Origin of the sequence: Nonomuraea sp. NPDC049684 (assembly GCF_044465345.1) — a bacterium.
Lineage (GTDB): Bacteria > Actinomycetota > Actinomycetes > Streptosporangiales > Streptosporangiaceae > Nonomuraea.
The window spans coordinates 192,284-211,216 of the sequence record NZ_JBITLO010000001.1; the positions used below are offsets into that span (position 1 = coordinate 192,284).

Consider the following 18,933-nt stretch of genomic DNA (forward strand, 5'->3'; position numbering starts at 1 on the left):
GGACGGTGCTGGTGTCATGAGCCGGTGATGGCTTCCGACACCCACCGGGCGATCGAGGCGGTCTGGCGGATCGAGGCGCCCCGGCTCATCGCCGGCCTGGCCGGGCTGGTGCGCGACGTCGGCCTGGCCGAGGAGCTGGCCCAGGACGCGCTGGTCGCGGCCCTGGAGCAGTGGCCGGGATCGGGCGTGCCCCGCAACCCGGGCGCCTGGCTGATGACGGTGTCCAAGCGCCGCGCCGTCGACCTGATCCGCAGGAACGAGCGCATGTCCCGCAACCTGGCCGAGCTGGGCCACCGGCTGGAGGCCGCCGGTGAGCCGCCCGAGCCCGACGAGATCGAGGACGACCTGCTGCGGCTGGTCTTCACCGCCTGCCATCCGGCGCTGTCGATGGAGGCCCGGGTGGCCCTGACGCTACGGGTGCTCGGCGGCCTGAGCACCGAGGAGATCGCCCGCGCGTTCCTGGTGCCCGAGCCGACCGCCGCCCAGCGGATCGTGCGGGCCAAGCGCACCCTGGCCGACCGGAGGGTCCCGTTCGAGGTGCCGCAGGGCGCCGAGCTGGCCGGACGCCTGTCGTCCGTGCTGGAGGTCATCTACCTGATCTTCAACGAGGGGTACTCGGCGACCGCGGGCGACGACTGGATGCGGCCCGGCCTGTGCGAGGACGCGCTGCGGCTGGGCCGGGTGCTGGCGGGGCTGATGCCCGCCGAACCCGAGGTGCACGGGCTGGTCGCGCTCATGGAGATCCAGGCGTCCAGGGCGGCGGCCCGGGTGGGACCGTCCGGGGAGCCGGTGCTGCTGCTGGAGCAGGACCGCACCCGGTGGGACCGGCTGCTCATCGGGCGCGGGCTGGCGGCACTGGCTCGGGCCGAGCAACTGGCCCGGGACCGGGCCGACGAGCGGGGCGACGAGCAGGCCGACGAGGGAGCCGACGAGCGGGGCGGCGCGGTGGGGCCGTACACGCTGCAAGCTGCGATCGCGGCCTGCCACGCCCGCGCCTTCGACCCCGGCGACACCGACTGGGTGCGCATCGCGAGCCTGTACGAGTCGCTGGCCCGCCTGGCCCGCTCCCCCGTCGTCGAGCTCAACCGCGCGGTGGCCCTGTCGATGGCCTACGGCCCGGCGGTGGGCCTGCAACTGCTCGACCAGATCGTGGACGAGCCGGCGCTCAAGGGTTACCACCTGCTGCCGAGCGTCCGCGGCGACCTGCTCTTCAAGCTGGGCCGGCGCGGCGAGGCGCGGGCCGAGTTCGAACGCGCGGCCTCGATGACCCGCAACTCCCGCGAACGCGCCCTGCTACGCGAACGCGCCGCCGCCTGCTGAGCACCGCCCCCGAAGGGGCGGGGCACTGCGCCGCCCGCCGCGCCGCCTGGCCGCGCCGGAAGCGCCGCCGTGAGCCCGGTGTTGGAACGTGCCAACAGATCGTCACGCTCGGTGACAACGCGGCCTGACCGGGAGCAAGCCCGGAGGGTCCGGGCGACATGCCCTTGATGCGGCACGAAAGATGTCTCTTGAGGTGGGAGCGCTCCCAAACAGCTCTTCACACCCTTCATCCCCTTAAATCCTGATTACGGGCGGCAAAACGCACGATTGGTAACGGTTCCGTTTCGGCGGATTGACGGACACAGCCGGTAAGTGCACCCTTTGTGGGAGCGCTCCCAAACACTCCCACCGCGGCGGAGCGCGTGCCGCGGTGCACCTCCCATCAGTCACCCGAGAAGGGGTCTCCCATGATGATCAGCAAGCGTCGCGGTCTGGCCGCGGCCTCAGCCCTGGCCGCGGCGGCGCTGACCGTCGCGTCGTGCGGCAGCGGCGACACGCCGGCCGCCGGCAACTCTCCCGCCTCCTCCGCGGCGGCGGCCGAGCCCGTCACCATCCGGGTGCAGACCTTCGGCGGCGGCTCCAACTTCGGCTACAAGAACGCCATCGAGAAGTGGAACGCCGAGCACAAGGACATCCAGATCAAGGAAGAGCACCTGACCGACCAGTTCGAGCAGCAGTACTGGCCCCAGATGATCCAGTGGCTGCAGTCCGGCAACGGCGCGGGCGACGTCGTCGGCATCGACGAGGGCGGCATGGGCCTGGCCAAGGCGCACCCCGAGTGGTGGGCCGACCTGAAGGAGTACGGCCTTGAGGGCCGCAAGGCCGACTACCCCGCCTGGAAGTGGGAGAACGGCGTGACGGCCGACGGCAAGATCTTCGGCCTCGGCACCGACATCGGCGGCATGAGCCTGTGCTACCGCACGGACCTGTTCAAGAAGGCCGGGCTGCCCACGGACCGCGAGAAGGTCGCCGCCCTGTGGCCGACGTGGGACGACTTCATGAAGGTCGGCCAGCAGTTCCAGGCGAAGGTGAAGGACACCAAGTTCACCGACGGCACCAACACGCTCTACAACGTGGTGCTCTACCAGGAGGCGGCCAAGAACGGCAACGTCGCCTACTTCGACAAGGACAACAACCTCATCGTCGACAAGAACCCGGCGGTGAAGGCGGGCTTCGACTTCGCCTCCAAGCTCAGCCAGTCCGGCCTGACGGCCAAGCTGCGCAACTTCACCGACGAGTGGGCGGCGGGCACCCAGAAGGGCGCCTTCGCCACGGTCGGCTGCCCGTCCTGGATGCTCGGCGTGGTCTCCGGCAACGCCGGCGACGGCATGAAGGGCAAGTGGGACGTCGCCTCGGTGCCCGGCGGCGGCGGCAACTGGGGCGGCTCGTGGGTGGCCGTGCCCAAGCAGTCCAAGCACCCGAAGGAGGCCGCGCAGGTCGCCGACTACCTGACCAGCGCGCAGACCGAGGCGAGCATCTTCACCGACTTCGGCAACATGCCGAGCAACAGCAAGGCCCAGGCCGACGCCGCCGTGCAGGGCGCGAAGAACGAGTTCTTCAGCGACGCCCCCATCGGTGAGATCTTCGCCAAGTCGGCGGAGAGCCTGCAGCCGGTGTTCCTCGGGGTGAAGCACGCGCAGGTCAAGAACGCGGTCGAGTCGGTCATCCAGGGCATGGACGACGGCTCGGTGGCCTACGACAAGGCCTGGCAGCAGCTGGTCGACGACGCGGTGAAGGCCGCGGGCTGATCTTGCTCCGCCCGGCCCGCGACTGGCGGGCCGGGCTTGCCGCCGAAAGGTCTGTTTATGAGCTTCGACTCTCATCCGCGGCCGGTGCGGACCAACCGTCGCCGCGCCCGCCCACCCGGCCGCTTCTGGCGCTCTCGACTCGACGTCAGAGCCATGCCGTACGCCCTGGTGTCCCCGTACTTCCTGCTGTTCGCCGCCTTCGGGCTGTTCCCGCTGGCCTTCACGCTCTACTACTCGCTCTACGACTACGACCTGGCCGGCGACACCAAGTGGGCCGGGCTGGGCAACTACGCCGCGCTGCTGGCCGACGAGGACTTCTGGAACGCCGTCACCAACACCGTCGGCATCTTCCTGCTCGCCACGATCCCGCAGATGCTGATGGCGCTGTTCCTGGCCAACGCGCTGAACAAGAAGCTGCGCTGGCGGCTGCCGATCCGCATGAGCGTGCTGCTGCCGCTGGTCACCTCGGTGGTCGCGGTCGCGGTGGTGTTCACCCAGCTGTTCGCGCGCGACTGGGGCCTGGTCAACTGGGTCCTGGGCTGGTTCGGCGGGGACAAGATCAACTGGCGGGCCGAGCGCTTCCCGTCCTGGCTGGCCATCGCCGCGATGGTCGACTGGCGCTGGACGGGCTACAACGCCATCATCTTCCTGGCCGGCATGCAGACGATCCCCAAGGACCTGTACGAGGCGGCCGCCATCGACGGCGCGTCCCGGCGGCGCCAGTTCTGGCAGATCACGCTGCCGATGCTGCGCCCGACCATGATCTTCGTGGTGCTCAACTCCACGATCGGCGGCCTGACGCTGTTCTCCGAGCCGACCACCTTCTACAACGGCAACGTGGACGGCGGCTCGCAGGGCCAGTTCCAGACGGTGGCGATGTTCGTCGTCAAGCAGGGCTTCCGCGAGTTCGACTACGGCTACGCCGCGGCCGCCGCCTGGCTGCTGTTCCTGCTGATCCTGATCGGCGCGGCCGTCAACTTCCTGTTCGTCCGGCGGATCGGAGGCGCCAAGTGACCGGCTGGAAACCGACCGTCATGACGCGGGTCATGCTCGGGGTGGCCATCTTCCTGTCGGCGTTCCCGCTGTACTGGATGCTCGTCATCGCCTCGCGCACGAACTCCGACGCCGTGTCGGTGCCGCCGAAGTTCCTGCCCGGCGGCAACCTCGGCGAGAACATCGTCGCGGTGCTGGAGAACGAGGACGCGCACTTCCTGCTCGGCCTGACCAACTCCTTCTTCAGCGCGGCGATCGTCACCGTGTCCGTGGTGATCATCTCCACCCTGGCCGGGTTCGCCTTCGCCAGCCTGCAGTTCAAGGGCCGCAACATCCTGCTGCTGCTCGTGCTGCTGACGATGGCGGTGCCGCTGCAGCAGATGGGCGTGGTCCCGCTCTACCGCATGATGGTGAGCCTGGAGTGGACCGGCACGCTGAAGGCCATCATCCTGCCGTACCTGCTCAACGGGTTCGGCGTGTTCCTGATGACGCAGTACACGCGGCAGGCCGTGCCGAACGAACTGGTCGAGGCGGCCAGGGTGGACGGCGCGGCGACGCTGCGGATCTGGTGGAACGTCGTGCTGCCGGCCGTGCGTCCGGGCATGGCGGTGCTCGGCATCAACACCTTCATGCTCATGTGGAACGACTACATGTGGCCGCTGATCGTGCTGACGCCGGACAACCCGACCGTGCAGATCGCCATCAACTCGCTCAACGCGCGCTACTCGACCAGCTACTCGCTGATCTTCGCGGGTACCGCGCTGTCCATCATTCCGCTCATCGCGGTATTCGTCGCATTCGGCCGCCAGATCGTCGGCGGACTCATGGAAGGTGCGGTCAAGGCGTGACGACACAAGAGGAACAGATTCGTCCCGGGCTGCGCTTCCCTCCCGGTTTCGCGTTCGGCGCGGCCACCTCGGCGTACCAGATCGAGGGCGCGGTCACCGAGGACGGACGCGGCCCGTCCATCTGGGACACCTTCACCAAGACCCCCGGACGGGTGCTCAACGGGCACCACGGGGACGTGGCCATGGACCACTACCACCGATACCGGCAGGACGTCGCCATCATGGCGGACCTGGGCCTGACGGCCTACCGCTTCTCGGTGTCCTGGCCGCGGATCCAGCCGACCGGCTCGGGCGCGGTCAACCAGAAGGGCCTGGACTTCTACAAGCGGCTCACCGAAGAGCTCCGGCAGAACGGCATCGACCCGTGGCTGACCCTCTACCACTGGGACCTGCCGCAGGAGCTGGAGGACAAGGGCGGCTGGCCCAACCGCGACACGGCCTACCGCTTCGCCGAGTACGCCACGATCGTGCACGAGGCGCTGAAGGACCACGTCCACACCTTCAGCACGGTCAACGAGCCGTGGTGCGCCGCGTTCCTCGGCTACGCCTCGGGCGAGCACGCCCCCGGCCGGCGTGAGCCGCGCAACGCGATCAGGGGCGCGCATCACCTCAACCTGGCCCACGGCCTGGCCGTCCAGGCGATGGACGCGCGCCGCGCGGGCGGCTGCGTCAACCTGTACGCGATCTCCCCCGAGACCGGCAGCGAGGCCGACCTGGACGCGGCCCGCCGCATCGACGGCCTGCAGAACCGGTTCTTCCTGGACGCGATGCTGACCGGCCGCTACCCCGAGGACGTCCTGAACGACATCCCGATCGACGACGACCTCGTGCGGCCGGGTGACATGAAGATCATCAACGCGCCGATCGACGTGCTGCTGGTCAACTACTACAGCCGCTTCACGGTCTCCGGCGCGCCCGGCGGCAGGGCGTCGGCGGCGGCGGCCCCCACGGACACGGCCTCGCCGTGGGTGGGCAGCGAGCACGTCTCGTTCGTCAACGGCGGCCGTCCGGTCACCGCGATGGGCTGGGAGATCGACGAGGACGGCCTGGTGGAGGTGCTCACCCGGGTGGCGCGGGACTACCCGCCGATCCCGATGGTGGTCTCCGAGAACGGCGCCGCCTTCGACGACGTGCTGGCCGACGGCCGCATCCACGACGCGCAGCGGCAGGCGTACGTGGAGGCGCACCTCGGCGCGTGCAGGCAGGCGATCGACGCGGGCGTGCCCCTGCAGGGCTACTTCGCCTGGTCGCTGATGGACAACTTCGAGTGGGCCTGGGGTTACGGCAAGCGTTTCGGCCTGGTCCACGTCGACTTCGACACCCAGGAGCGACTGCTCAAGGACAGCGCGCACTGGTACTCGGAGATCATCCGGCAGAATAGGCGACATGAACCGACCGACTCTTGAGGCAGTCGCGGCTCGGGCCGGTGTGGGCCGGGGCACGGTGTCGAGAGTCATCAACGGCTCGCCGAACGTCAGCGCGAAGGCCCGCGAGGCCGTCGAGCTGGCCATCCGCGAGCTGGGCTACGTGCCCAACAGGGCGGCGCGCGCCCTCGTCACGCGCCGCACGGACACGGTCGCCCTGGTGGTGTCGGAGTCCCAGTTCCGGGTCTTCGACGAGCCGTACTTCGCCGGCACCATCCGCGGCATCGGCTCGGCGCTGGCCGAGACCGGGCTGCAGCTGATCCTGGCGATGGCGCGCTCCCCCGAGGAGCACGAGCGGCTGGAGACGTACCTGACGGGGCAGCACGTCGACGGCGTGCTGCTGCTGTCGCTGCACGGCGCCGACCCGCTGCCGGGCAGGCTGGAGGAGATGGGCGTGCCGACCGTGCTCGGCGGCAGGCCCGTCGGCCTCGATCCCTACAGCTTCGTGGACATGGACAACCGTGCGGGGGCCCGGCAGGCGGTCAAACACCTGCTGGGCCTCGGCCGGGGCGCGATCGCCACGATCGCCGGCCCCCAGGACATGGGCGTGGGCGTCGACCGTCTGGCCGGCTACCGCGACGCGCTGCTGCCCTCGGGGCTGCCGGAGATCGTGGCCTTCGGCGACTTCTCCGAGGAGAGCGGCGCCACCGCCATGCAGGAGCTGCTGGACAGCCATCCCGAGCTCGACGCGGTCTTCGCCGCCTCCGACCCGATGGCCCTGGGCGCGATGCGCGTGCTCAAGGCCGCGGGCAGGGCGATCCCGGGCGACGTCGCCGTGATCGGCTTCGACGACTCCAAGGCGGCGCTGCACGCCGATCCGCCGCTGACCACCGTCCACCAGCCCACGGAGGCCATGGGCCGCCAGATGGCCCAGCTCCTCGTGGCCCGCATCAACGGCGAGGAGCTGCGCCAGCCCGTGGTGATCCTCGACACGCACCTGGTTCGCCGAGAGTCTGCCTGACCAGGCGTTATCCTGGCCCGGCTGCTCGCACGCCCGACGAAAGGACCTTCTCCCGTGCCCCAGCTCGAAGGCGGCGGCTACACCGCGCAGATCAGCCCGCGCGGCGCCGCGCTCAGAATGCTCCGGCACGGCGGGCGCGACCTGGTGACGACCTGGCCCGAGCAGGGCCCGGTCCCCTACTTCGCGGGCACCGTCCTGGCTCCCTGGCCCAACCGGGTGGGCGGCGCCCGCTACACCTTCCAGGGCCGCTCGCACCGGCTGGAGGTGACCGAGCCCGACCGCGGTCACGCGCTGCACGGCCTGGTCGCCGTCGTCGACTGGAAGGTGGCCGAGGCCGAGGCCGATCGGGCGCGCCTGACGTACGAGCTGGCCGGTGCCCCCGGTTACCCGTTCGCGCTGGCGCTGTCGGCCGAGCACCGGCTCGACGCGGGCGGCCTGACCACGACGGTCACGGCCCGCAACACCGGCGAGGCCGACGCCCCCTACGGCTGCGGGCCCCACCCGTGGCTGCTGGGCGAGGAGCTGGAGCTGCCCGCCGCCCGCTACCTGACGACCGACGACCGGCTGCTGCCGGCCGGCCTGGCCGACGTCGCCGGCACCCCGTACGACTTCAGGAAGCCGCGCCCGGTCGGCGACACCGTGATCGACCACGCCTTCACCGGCCTCGACCGGGGGGAGGTGCGGGCCGGCGGGGTGCGGCTCGCCTGGGACCCGGCGGTGCTGCCGTGGGTGCAGGTCTGCACGAGCCGGCAGCTCGGCTACGAGGGCGTCGCGGTCGAGCCGATGACCTGCCCGCCCGACGCCTTCAACTCCGGCACCGACCTGGTCGTGCTGCGGCCGGGCGACGAACACGTGGCGAGCTGGACGATCAGCGTCGCCTGAACCCGGAAGGGGCCTTGCGTGGACAGCAGGACCAAGCGCCGCTTATCGCCCGCCGAGCTCGACGCGCTGGCCAGGCGGGCCGTGGGGGCCGGTGTCTTCACGGCCGTCGAGCTGACCGACGGTTACGCCAACGCCGTGTGGCGGCTGACCCTGGAGGACGGCCGCGAGGTGGTGCTCAAGCTCTCCCCCTCGCCCGACCTCGACCAGCTCAGCTACGAGCGCAACCTGCTGCGCATGGAGGCCACCGCCTACGAGCTGGCCGCCGCGGCGGGCGTGCCGATGGCCGAGCTGCTGGTGGCCGGGTTCGACGACCCGGTGCTCGGCGGCGACTACCTGATGCTGACCGCGCTCGACGGGGTCTCCTGGAACGACGTCAAGCCCGAGGGCGAGCAGGCGCTGCGCCGGGAGCTCGGCCGCCATCTGGCCGCCTTCAACGCGGTGACCGGCGAGGTGTTCGGCTACCCGCACGCCGGGATCGTCGGCTCGACCTGGCGGGAGGCGTTCCTGGCCATGGCCGGCGCGCTGCTGGCCGACACCGAGCGCTACCCGGCGCCGCTGCCCCGCCCGGCCGCCGAGATCATGGCGGTCTTCGAGCGGGCCGCGCCGGTGCTGGACGAGGTGACCACGCCGTGCCTGGTGCACTTCGACGTCTGGGCCGGGAACGTGTTCCTCGACCTGACCGGCGAGCCGCGCATCCAGGCGATCATCGACCACGAGCGGGCGTTCTGGGGCGACCCGATCGCCGAGTTCGTCACCCCGACGATCTTCGACGAGCTGCGCGAGGACGACCCGCTGCTGGCCGGCTACCGCGAGGTGACGCCGCTGGAGCTGACCTCCTCGGCCCGCGTCCGGCTCGACCTGTACCGCGCCTACCTCTACCTGATCCTGCTGGTGGAGAACGGACCCCGGCAGTACCCGGAGTCCGAGTACGCCAGGGTCCGCGATCTGGCCGTCAGCTCACTGACGGACGTCCTGGACCGCCTCGTACGGCTTCCCCTTGACGCCCGCTGACAGCTTGCCGCACTGACCGCCGCCCGCGCCGTCCACCTGGTTCGGCACGCCGAGGTCGGCCGGTCCGGGGGTGTTGCCGGTGCAGGCGAGCGCGCCCTTGACCGTGACGCCGGACAGGATCGGCGCGGTGTTGCCGGTGAGCACGGCCGCGCCGCGCAGCTCGGCGCCCACGACCGTGAGCTGGGCGGCGCCGGTGACGCTGAGCGCGCCGTCCACGCGCGTCCTGATCAGGTGCACGGCGGCGGGCCTGGCGGCGGTGAGCGTGCCGCTGATCCGGCCGCCGTCGGTCACCAGGGAGGCGCCGGCCTTGACCGTGACCGGGCCGGTGACCTCGGCGTCCTTCAGGCAGGTGACGCCGCCGGCCACGGTGAGCGGGCCCCGGTGCGCGCCGGTGACCGTGCGGTCGCAGGCGGGCGGCGGGGCGATGGTGGTGACGGTGAAGCTCTTGGCCTGTCCGTAGTTGCCGGCGGCGTCGATCGAGCGGTACTCGACGGTGTGCCGGCCGCGCGGCAGCTTGCCGTAGACCAGGGAGTCGATGACGGTGCCCTGCTCGGTGAACGTCCAGGGCAGCTCGGAGGAGGTGGGCCAGCCGAAGTAGTTGAACCAGCCGTCGCCGTCCACCCGGGACTCCGAGACGACGTAGCCGTCGCGGTCGTCGTCGCCGGTGAGCTTCATCGTGAACGGGCCGTTGTAGACGTAGGTGTCGCCGGAGCGGGCCAGCGGCTCGGACAGCTCGTAGCCGGTGGTGGGCTCGGTGGCGTCGACCTGCCAGGTGAGCGTGGTGGCGCCGAGGGTGGCGGTGAGGGTGTGGGCGCCGGGCGCCAGGCCGGCCGCGCCCAGGTCGAACTCGGCGCCGGTGCCCGCCGGCCGGCCGTCCAGCGCCCAGGTGACGGCGGGGACGGACGCCGCCGGGTGGGTGGTCTCGACGTACACGACGGTGTCGCGTCCGGCCGGGCGGTCCGTCGGCGTGGACGACACGACGGCGGCCTGGACGCCGTCGGGCGGCGTGCTGAGCGTGGTGTCCACGGTCCAGGTGCGGGTCCTGCTCATGGCCGTCCGGATGGCCGGGTCCCGGACGAACTCCGTGGGGTCGGCGACCGTGGCCGTGACCGTGTGCGTGCCCGCGGCCAGGCCCAGCGTGCGCAGGTCGAGGACGTCGGCGTCGCCGGGCAGGTTCTTGCCGTCCACGGCCCAGGTGGTGGTCAGCGAGTGCCCGGCCGGGCGCATCGGCTCGACCCAGAGCACCCGGTCGGCCCCGACGGGCGCGGCGGTGGGCGCGGAGTCCTGGATCAGCGTGGTCTTGGCGGTGATGCGCTGGGTCATGACCTCGCGGCTGACCTGGTCGAAGTAGTAGCCGAGGGTCTTCATCATGGAGTGCTTGCTCGGCCGCCACACGCCGCTCGTGTAGTACAGGCCGCCCTCGTAGCGGGCGATCGGGCCGCCGGACTCGCTGTCCTCGCCCAGCCACCGCCACCACTTGCGGCGCTGGTCGAGCATCTGCTGCTCGGTCAGCAGGCTGTGGTGCGCGCTGGAGGGCTCGGCGCCGCCGTAGGTCCCGCCGGGGACGCCGCGCTGGTAGTAGTCGTACTCGTCCTGGAGGCCGCCGAGGGAGTGGCCGAGCTCGTGCGGGCTGATCAGGGCGGACATGGAGTTGCTGCCCGAGGCGGTGGCGTAGCTGCCGCCCGCGCCGCCGTAGGTGCCGCTGTTGGCCAGGGCGAGGATCTGCCGGTTGCCCGACGTCGTCCCGGTGACCAGGTTGGCGAACCGGGTGGCGGCGGAGTTGTCCATGGTGATCAGCCGCTGCACGCTGCCGGGGTTGCAGCCGCCCCAGAAGCCCATGCTCAGCGGCGTGGTACGGCGGGGCGCGTCCAGGCCGGGGTCGCAGCTCACGCCGGACTCGCCGGAGACGATGTCGATCCGGTAGACGTTGATGTAGTCGCGGTAGGTCTTGAACGGCTCGATCGACCACATCACGTTGAGGTGCCGGTCCACGTCGGCCCGGAACTTCGCCTGCTCGGCCTCGGTGTAGCCGTCGCCCATGACGATCAGGTTGAACCGCTTGGCCGGGGCGCCGGTCACCTGGACCGGCACGACGGTGGCCGCGCCGGGCCCGTCGGCGGCTGCGGACGCGTGGGCGGATGGGACATATAGAACAGCGGCGGCCAGCACCAGGGCCGCGAATCTACGCATGTCATGCACTATCGGCCCGATGGATGCGGCAGTCTCATCCCATAAGGGCATAACTCCGGAGTGATAGCTTCTGCGGGATGCAGCTCGAACTGAGACATCTCAGGACGCTGCGCGCCATCGCCGACCACGGCAGTGTGACCAGGGCCGCGGCGGCGCTCGGCGTCTCCCAGCCCGCGCTCACCGCCCAGCTCGGCCGGATCGAGCGCCTGCTCGGCGGGGCGGTCTTCACCCGCGACCACCGCGGCGTGGCGGCCACCGCGTTCGGGGAGTTCGTGCTGGCCAGGGCGCGAGTGGTGCTGGCCGGGGTGGACGACCTGCTGGCCGCCGGGCCGTACGAGCTGGCCGGGCAGGCGGTCCGGGTGGGGGGCTTCGAGAACCCCGTCGTCGTGCCCCTCGTCGCCAACCTGGCGGGCGCGCTGCCCGAGGCGCGGATCACGCTGCAGACCGAGCACTACGTCCGGGTGCTGGTGGACATGGTGGCCAACGGGCGGCTCGACGTGGCGCTGGTGGCCGACTACCCCGACCACGAGCTGCGGCCCGGCCCGGCCATGGGGATGGGCGTGGTGGCGGTCGAGCCGGTGTTCGTGGCGCTGCCCGCCGCCCATCCGCTGGCCGGGCGTACCGAGGTGGAGCTGGCCGAGCTGGCGGGCGAGCCGTGGGTGCTGCCGCCGCCCGACGGGATGGGCTGGCCGGAGCACCTGCTGGAGGCGTGCCGGCGGGCCGGGTTCACGCCGCGCGGGCGGTACCAGCTCGTGGAGGCCGGGGTGCGGCGGGAGCTGATCGCGGCCGGGCACGCGGTGTCGGCCTGCCAGGCGCTCTACGACCCGGGCGAGCGGGTGTCGGTGCTGCCGCTGCGCGGGAACCCGCTGTGGATGCGCCAGGTGCTCATCTGGCGGTCGTCGTTCGCCGCGCACGCGCCGGCGCTGCTGGAGAGCGCCCGCGCGGCCCACGCCGCCGTGGCGGCCCGCAGCCCGGTCTACACCGCCTGGACGGCCCGCTACGGCCGCCCGCCCCTCCCCTCCTGACCCCGCCCCGCTCACCGCCGCCCGGGGCACGCCGGAGGGCGGCGGGGGCTTGCTCATTTCCGGGGACGTGACACAATCTCATTGGGTGATGAATTATGACTTGTGTGATAGCCGGAGGCGGTCCCGCCGGGGCCGTGCTCGGACTGCTGCTGGCCAGGGCCGGCGTCGAGGTCACGCTGCTGGAGAAGCACGCCGACTTCCTGCGTGACTTCCGCGGCGACACGATCCACCCCTCCACCCTGCGCGTGCTGGCCGAGCTCGGCCTGGCGGAGGACTTCCTGAAGCTGCCCCACCGCAAGGCCCACGAGCTGCGGCTGGTGACCGACGCCGGCGACATCAGGCTCGCCAGCCTGCGCGGCCTGCCGGGCGGCTACGACTACATCGCGTTCGTGCCCCAGTGGGACTTCCTCAAGCTGGTCACCTCGGCCGCGAGCGCGTACCCGAACTTCCGGCTGCTGATGAACGCCGAGGCCCACGACCTGATCCGCGAGGGCGGGGCCGTGCGCGGGGTGCGCTACCGCGACCCGTCCGGCGAGCACGAGCTGCGGGCCACGCTGACCGTGGCGGCCGACGGGCGGCACTCGGCGCTGCGCGCCCGCGCCGGCCTGGTCCCCCAGGACCTGCACGCGCCGATGGACGTGGTCTGGTTCCGCCTGCCCCGCCACGACGACGACCCCGACGACACCTTCCTGCGCATCTCCAGCGGCCACATGATGGTCGCCATCAACCGCGAGACCTACTGGCAGCTCGCCTACCTGATCCCCAAGGGCGGCTTCGGGCGGCTGACCGGGCAGGGCATCGACGCCCTGCGCCGGCCGGTGGCCACGCTGCTGCCGTACCTGGCCGACCGGGTCGGGCAGATCGAGGGCTTCGACGACGTCAGCGTGCTCACGGTCGCGCTCAACCGGCTGCGCCGCTGGCACCGCCCGGGATTCCTGTGCATCGGGGACGCCGCGCACGCCATGTCGCCGGTGTTCGGGGTGGGCATCAACCTGGCCGTCCAGGACGCGGTGGCCGCCGCCAACCTGCTGGCCGCGCCGCTCGCCGCGGGCCTGCCGATCCCGGAGTCCGTCCTGCACCGGCTGCAGCGGCGGCGCATGCTGCCCACGCGGGTCACCCAGGCGGCCCAGCGGCTGGTGCAGAACCGGGTGATCACGCCTGCGCTGGGCCGGCGGTTCGACGCGTCCAGGATGCCGCGCGACCTCACCAGGATCCCGCTGCTCAACCGGCTGCCGCGGCGTTTCATCGGCCTCGGCGTGCTGCCTGAGCATGTGAAGTCTCCCGAAAGCTGATAAATGCATTCTCACAACGTGGACAAGGGGGTCGGTGGTGCCGGGTCAGTGGAATACCCTCGTATCTCGTGAGCAGCAATCTCGTGGATCTCGATTCCTGGCGAGCCCTCCCCGCGGCCCAGCAGCCCGACTGGCCCGATCGCGGTGAGCTCGACAAGGTCGTCGCCGAGCTCGGCGGCCTGCCCCCGCTCGTCTTCGCCGGCGAGTGCGACCAGCTCAAGAGGCAGCTGGCGGCCGTCTCGCGCGGAGAGGCGTTCGTCCTGCAGGGCGGCGACTGCGCCGAGACCTTCTCCGGCGCGACCGCCGACAACGTGCGCAACAAGCTCAAGACGTTGCTGCAGATGGCGATCGTGCTGACCTACGCGGCGAAGGTGCCGGTCGTGAAGATCGGCCGGGTGGCGGGCCAGTTCGCCAAGCCGCGGTCGAAGGGCACCGAGATCCGCGACGGCGTGGAGCTGCCGGCCTACCGGGGCGACATGGTCAACGGGTTCGAGTTCACCGCCGAGTCGCGCGAGCCCGACCCGTGGCGGCTGCTGAAGGCGTACCACTCCTCGGCGGTGACGCTCAACCTGGCGCGCGCCTTCACCAAGGGCGGCTACGCCGACCTGCGCCAGGTGCACGCCTGGAACCAGGACTTCGTGGCCGAGTCGCCCGCCGGGCGCCGCTACGAGCAGCTCGCCCGCGAGATCGACCAGGCGCTGGCCTTCATGCGGGCCTGCGGGGCCGAGCCCGAGGAGTTCCACACGGTCGAGTTCTACTCCTCCCACGAGGCGCTCATCCTCGACTACGACCGGGCGCTCACCCGCATCGACTCGCGCACCGGCCTGCCCTACGACGTCTCGGCGCACATGGTCTGGATCGGCGAGCGCACCCGCCAGCTCGACGGCGCGCACGTCGACTTCTTCGCCGGCATCCGCAACCCGATCGGCGTCAAGCTCGGCCCGACGACCTCGCCGGAGGAGGCGCTGGCGCTGATCCAGAAGCTCAACCCGGACAACGAGCCCGGCCGGCTCACGTTCATCACCCGGATGGGCGCCTCCAAGATCCGTGAGCACCTGCCCACCCTGGTCAAGGAGGTCACGGCCGCCGGCGCCCAGGTGGCCTGGATCTGCGACCCGATGCACGGCAACACCTTCGAGGCGCCCAGCGGGCACAAGACGCGCCACTTCGACGACGTGCTCGACGAGGTCGCCGGGTTCTTCGAGGTCCACCGCGCGCTCGGCACCCACCCGGGCGGCATCCACATCGAGTTCACCGGCGACGACGTCACCGAGTGCGTGGGCGGCGGCCACGAGATCGTCGAGGGCGACCTCGGCACCCGCTACGAGACGGCCTGCGACCCGCGGCTCAACCGCGGCCAGTCGCTCGACCTCGCCTTCCGCGTGGCCGAGCTGTACCGCGGCTGAGCTCCCCGAGGCTGAGCTCCGGCGGGGCTGGGCTCCGGCGGGGCTGGGCTCCGGCGGGGCTGGGCTCCGGCGGGGCTGAGGTCCACCGGGGCTGGGCCGTACCGCTGAGCGTGGTGTCCGCCCAGGGTGAGCCGGTTCCGCGCGGCGCGTGCTCGTGACGCGCGCCGCGCGGGAAACCGAACCGAATTCCAGTGCGGGCGGGGTCGGCGAGGCTATGATCACCCGAAGGACCGAAATTTCGGGAGAAATAGTGGACAGTGCCCCCGAGGGGGTCGACCCCAACGTCCCCAACGTCGCGCGGATGTACGACTACTACCTCGACGGCAAGGACAACTTCGCGGCCGACCGCGCCGCGGCCGAGCAGATCCTCAAGGTGTTCCCCAACACCAAGGAGGCCGCCCGCTCCAACCGGGCGTTCCTGCAGCGGGCCGTGCGGCATCTGGTGGACTCGGGCGTACGGCAGATCGTCGACCTGGGCGCCGGGCTGCCGACGCAGGGCAACACGCACGAGATCGCACCCGAGGCCCGCGTGGTCTACGTCGACTACGACTCGGTGGTCTGCGTCCACGGCCGGGCGCTGCTGGCCCGTACGGACAACGTCGACATCCTGCAGGCCGACATCCGCGAGGTGGACACCCTGCTGGACAAGCTTGGCGCGCTGATCGACTTCGACCAGCCGGTGGCCTTCCTCATGCTGGCGATCCTGCACTTCATCCCCGACGAGCAGGCCCACCCGATCGTGGCCCGGCTGCGCGAGGTCAGCGCCCCCGGCAGCCACCTGGTGATCAGCCACGCCATCGACGCCAAGCCCGACACCACCCCGCAGGCGCTGGAGGTCTACAACCAGGCCACGGCCGCGCTGAGCCTGCGGACCGACAAGGAGATCCTGGCCTTCTTCGAGGGCTACGAGCTGGCCGACCCGGGCCTGGTCTTCCCCCAGGACTGGCGTCCCACCGAGCCGCCCGCCCTGACGAACGGCACCGACGTCGGCTACGTCGGCGTCGCCCGCAAGCCCTGACGGACGGCCGGATCCCGGCCCGGGGCCCTCGCCCCGGGCGCGGTCAGGGCAGGGCCGCCAGGAGCTGCCGCACCCGGGCCGTCGGCGGCCCGGCCGGCACGGCCAGGTACGTGCGCACCTCGGGCTCGTCCAGGCCGGCGTAGGCCACGCCGCGGACCGGCGGCAGCTCGTCGAAGACCGGGTAGAACAGCGTCCACGACGGCGGGCCCGAGGCCAGGTCGATGAGCGTGTCGTGCAGGCCGGTGAAGGCCGGGCCGCGCGGCGGGTCCACGCCCGCCCGCGCCAGGGCTCCGGTGACCAGGTCGTGGAAGGGCGGGTTGCGCTCGCGGGGGGCGAGCCGTACGGGCAGGTCGCCGAGCTGGGCGAGGCCGAGCGTGCCGGAGCCGGCCAGCGGATGGGCGGCTGGCAGCGCCACGACCAGCGGCTCGGTCCAGGCGGGGAAGAACTCCAGGCCGGGCGCGGCGTCCACGAGACGCACCAGGGCGGCGTCCAGGTCGCCCGAGCGCACCGCCGCCAGCCGCTCGGCCAGCCCCTGTTTGCTGAGCCGGACCCGCAGGCCGCGGTCGAGCCGGTCGAGCATCGGGTACAGGCGGGTGCCGGGCGCGGCCGACACGCCGAGCCGCAGGGTCGTCTCGGCCAGGTGGCCGGTGACCGCCCGGCGGGCCCGTTCGGCCGCGGCCAGCACCGCGCGGGCCTCGGGCAGCAGCCGCTCCCCCGCCTCCGTCAGCCGTACGTGCCGGGTCGACCGGTCGAACAGGCGCGCGCCCAGCTCGCGTTCCAGCCTGCTCACCTGCTGGCTGACCGCGGGCTGCACGATGTGCAGCCGCTCGGCGGCCCGGCCGAAGCCGCCCTCGTCGGCGACGGCGACGAAGTAGGCGAGCTGCCGCAGCTCCACTGTGTCTCCATTCATCATGATCCGTGATGACTGTCCAGGAGAACGTCTCCTGGTTCGCCCGCTCTTCCCGCGATGGACTGGCCCGCATGAACGGGAGTGGATCGATCGGGATCAGGCTGGGCGCGCTCTTCGGCCCGGCCGTGTTCGGCGTCACGGCGGCCGGGGTGGCCCTGCCGGACGTCGCCGCCGAGCTGGGGGCGCGTCCTGGCGCGGTGGTGTGGGTGCTGACCGCGCACGCGCTGGCGCTGGGCATCGGGACGGCGCTGTTCGGGCGCCTGTCGGACGCGTGGGGGGTGCGCCGCACGCTGCTGCTCGGCTCGGCGGTGCTGGCGTCGGGGGCGCTGGCCTGCCTGGTGGCGCCGTCGCTGCCCGCGCTCGTGGCGGCGCGGGCGGTGCTGGCGGCGGGGTCGGGCGCGCTGTCGGCGGTCGCGCTGAACCTGGCGGCCACGGCCGAGCCGGAGCGGCGCCAGGCGGTGCTGGCCTGGTTCGGCAGCGCGATGGCGGTGTTCTCGGCGGGCGCGACGCTGGCCGGCGGGCTGGTCACCCAGGCGTTGTCGTGGCGGCTCACGCTCGCGCTGCCCGCGCTGGCGCTGGTGGCGGTGCCGTTCTGCCTGCCGGTGGCGCGGCGGGCGGGGTCGGGCGGCCGGGTGGACGTCGTGGGCGCGGGGCTGCTGGCGGCGGGCGTGTCGGCGTTCCTCGTGCTCGTCCAGTCGGCAAACCTGGGACTGGCCTGGCCGGTCGCGGCGCTGGCCGGGGTGGTGGCGGCGCTCGCGGGGGCCGCGCTGGTCCGGCGCACCCGTACGGTCGCGGGCGCGTTCGTCCCGCCTGACCTGCCGGCCGACCGCGTCTTCCGCAGGGCCGCCCTGATCGGCGTCGGCGTGTACGGCGGCCTGTTCGCCACCATGTGGGCCGCCCCGCAACTCCTGGCCGGGGTGCACGGGTGGAGCGTGCTGACGATCGGCGTCTGGCTGCTGCCGGGCGCGCTGGTGGGCGTGGTGCTGGCCAGGATCGCGGGCACCCGGTCGTGGCTGCTGCCCGCCGTGGCGGCGGCGTTCGCGCTCTGCCTGGTCGCGGCGGGGCTCGCCGGGGCGCTCACCGGCGGGCAGGACGGGCAGGACGGACCCGGCGGGCCGGCGGGATGGGCCGCGGTGCTGCTGGTGGTGGCCGCCTCGCTCGGGTTCCCGGCGTTCTCGCTGGCCCAGGTGGTGATCACGGCCCGGATGTCGGCGAGCTTCCCGGTGGAGCGGCGCGGCGGCGCGATGGGCCTGCTGAACCTGACGTTCTTCGTCGGCGGCGGGATCGGGCTGGGCGTGGCGGGCGCGCTGTCACGCCTGGCCGGGCTGCCCGGCACGCTCGTGGTGATCGCGGTGTTCCCGCTGGCCGCCGCCCTGGCGCGGGCGGGGCGACGCGAGGGCCCCGCCGTGCAGGCGGGGCCCGCCGGGGTCAGTTCTGCTCGGCGTTCTTCAGCTCCTCGCTGAGCTCGGCCCGGATCGCGTCCATGTCGAGGGCGCGGACCTGGCGGATGAGGTCCTCCAGGGCCGGGGCCGGGATCGCGCCGGCCTGGGCGAAGACCACGATGCCGTCGCGGATCGCCATCAGCGTGGGGATCGAGGTGATGTCGAAGCCCTGGGCGAGCGCCTGCTCGGCGTCAGTGTCGATCTTGCCGAAGGTGATGTCGTCGTGCTTGTCGGAGGCCGCTTCGAAGATCGGCCCGAACTTCTTGCACGGCGGGCACCACGTCGCCCAGAAGTCGAGCAGCACGATGCCCTTGTCGGCGATGTCGTTGAAGTTCTTCTCTGTTACTTCGATGGTCGCCACAACGGCTCCTCGCTCTTTCGGTGAAATTGCAACCGTGTCAACCACGTACCCCCCACCAGCATTCCATGCCCTGAGGGCCCGCAAGCCCGCCGCGGCGGGCGA

General features: G+C 72.1%; 16 protein-coding genes. 13 read left to right on the forward strand and 3 right to left on the reverse strand.

Going from position 1 to position 18,933, the window contains the following annotated elements; all coding sequences use genetic code 11:
* Positions 1 to 27 precede the first annotated feature (27 nt).
* From ACIBST_RS00875 to ACIBST_RS00910, 8 genes are all read left to right on the forward strand, one after another.
* A complete protein-coding gene (locus ACIBST_RS00875) occupies positions 28 to 1,320 on the forward strand; it encodes an RNA polymerase sigma factor (RefSeq protein WP_397167926.1) in 1,293 nt (430 codons plus the stop codon).
* 407 nt (positions 1,321 to 1,727) lie between these two features.
* A complete protein-coding gene (locus tag ACIBST_RS00880) occupies positions 1,728 to 3,068 on the forward strand; it encodes an extracellular solute-binding protein (RefSeq protein ID WP_358293029.1) in 1,341 nt (446 codons plus the stop codon).
* 57 nt (positions 3,069 to 3,125) lie between these two features.
* On the forward strand, positions 3,126 to 4,082 hold the full coding sequence (locus ACIBST_RS00885; RefSeq protein ID WP_397167928.1) for a carbohydrate ABC transporter permease: 957 nt from the start codon (positions 3,126 to 3,128) through the stop codon (positions 4,080 to 4,082).
* On the forward strand, positions 4,079 to 4,909 hold the full coding sequence (locus ACIBST_RS00890) for a carbohydrate ABC transporter permease (protein ID WP_358293033.1): 831 nt from the start codon (positions 4,079 to 4,081) through the stop codon (positions 4,907 to 4,909). The genes ACIBST_RS00885 and ACIBST_RS00890 overlap by 4 nt, the downstream gene beginning before the upstream one ends.
* Positions 4,906 to 6,315: a GH1 family beta-glucosidase gene (locus tag ACIBST_RS00895; RefSeq protein ID WP_397167930.1), complete on the forward strand. Its 1,410-nt coding sequence runs from the start codon at positions 4,906 to 4,908 to the stop codon at positions 6,313 to 6,315. The genes ACIBST_RS00890 and ACIBST_RS00895 overlap by 4 nt, the downstream gene beginning before the upstream one ends.
* Positions 6,296 to 7,294, forward strand: coding sequence for a LacI family DNA-binding transcriptional regulator (locus ACIBST_RS00900; protein WP_397167932.1), 999 nt, complete (start codon positions 6,296 to 6,298; stop codon positions 7,292 to 7,294). Before ACIBST_RS00895 ends, ACIBST_RS00900 begins: the two co-directional genes overlap by 20 nt.
* 54 nt (positions 7,295 to 7,348) lie before the next feature.
* Complete coding sequence (locus ACIBST_RS00905; RefSeq protein WP_397167934.1) at positions 7,349 to 8,176, forward strand: aldose 1-epimerase family protein; 828 nt, start codon at positions 7,349 to 7,351, stop codon at positions 8,174 to 8,176.
* Between the two features lie 18 nt (positions 8,177 to 8,194).
* Entirely contained in the window at positions 8,195 to 9,187 is a 993-nt protein-coding gene (locus tag ACIBST_RS00910; protein WP_397167936.1) for a phosphotransferase family protein, read from the forward strand.
* Here ACIBST_RS00910 and ACIBST_RS00915 read toward each other — a convergent pair.
* A complete protein-coding gene (locus tag ACIBST_RS00915; protein ID WP_397167937.1) occupies positions 9,134 to 11,377 on the reverse strand; it encodes a M64 family metallopeptidase in 2,244 nt (747 codons plus the stop codon). The genes ACIBST_RS00910 and ACIBST_RS00915 overlap by 54 nt on opposite strands.
* Positions 11,378 to 11,454: 77 nt before the next feature.
* Here ACIBST_RS00915 and ACIBST_RS00920 point away from each other — a divergent pair, with 77 nt between their 5' ends.
* From ACIBST_RS00920 to ACIBST_RS00935, 4 genes are all read left to right on the forward strand, one after another.
* Entirely contained in the window at positions 11,455 to 12,402 is a 948-nt protein-coding gene (locus ACIBST_RS00920; RefSeq protein WP_397167939.1) for a LysR substrate-binding domain-containing protein, read from the forward strand.
* A gap of 95 nt (positions 12,403 to 12,497) precedes the next feature.
* Positions 12,498 to 13,694, forward strand: a complete 1,197-nt coding sequence (locus ACIBST_RS00925; protein ID WP_397167941.1) for an FAD-dependent oxidoreductase — start codon at positions 12,498 to 12,500, stop codon at positions 13,692 to 13,694.
* Between the two features lie 68 nt (positions 13,695 to 13,762).
* A complete protein-coding gene (locus ACIBST_RS00930; RefSeq protein ID WP_397167943.1) occupies positions 13,763 to 15,100 on the forward strand; it encodes a class II 3-deoxy-7-phosphoheptulonate synthase in 1,338 nt (445 codons plus the stop codon).
* A 250-nt stretch (positions 15,101 to 15,350) separates the two neighbouring features.
* A complete protein-coding gene (locus tag ACIBST_RS00935) occupies positions 15,351 to 16,118 on the forward strand; it encodes an SAM-dependent methyltransferase (RefSeq protein WP_397167945.1) in 768 nt (255 codons plus the stop codon).
* A 43-nt stretch (positions 16,119 to 16,161) separates the two neighbouring features.
* Here ACIBST_RS00935 and ACIBST_RS00940 read toward each other — a convergent pair whose 3' ends face one another.
* Complete coding sequence (locus tag ACIBST_RS00940; RefSeq protein WP_397167946.1) at positions 16,162 to 17,013, reverse strand: LysR family transcriptional regulator; 852 nt, start codon at positions 17,011 to 17,013, stop codon at positions 16,162 to 16,164.
* Positions 17,014 to 17,039: 26 nt separating this feature from the next.
* Between ACIBST_RS00940 and ACIBST_RS00945 the strand changes: the two genes are divergently transcribed.
* Entirely contained in the window at positions 17,040 to 18,491 is a 1,452-nt protein-coding gene (locus ACIBST_RS00945; RefSeq protein WP_397167947.1) for an MFS transporter, read from the forward strand.
* Here the strand turns inward: ACIBST_RS00945 and ACIBST_RS00950 are convergent.
* Positions 18,457 to 18,831 (reverse strand): thioredoxin family protein, encoded by a 375-nt coding sequence (locus ACIBST_RS00950; RefSeq protein WP_352351738.1) that lies wholly within the window; start codon positions 18,829 to 18,831, stop codon positions 18,457 to 18,459. The two genes, ACIBST_RS00945 and ACIBST_RS00950, sit on opposite strands and share 35 nt — an antisense overlap.
* Positions 18,832 to 18,933: the final 102 nt, after the last annotated feature.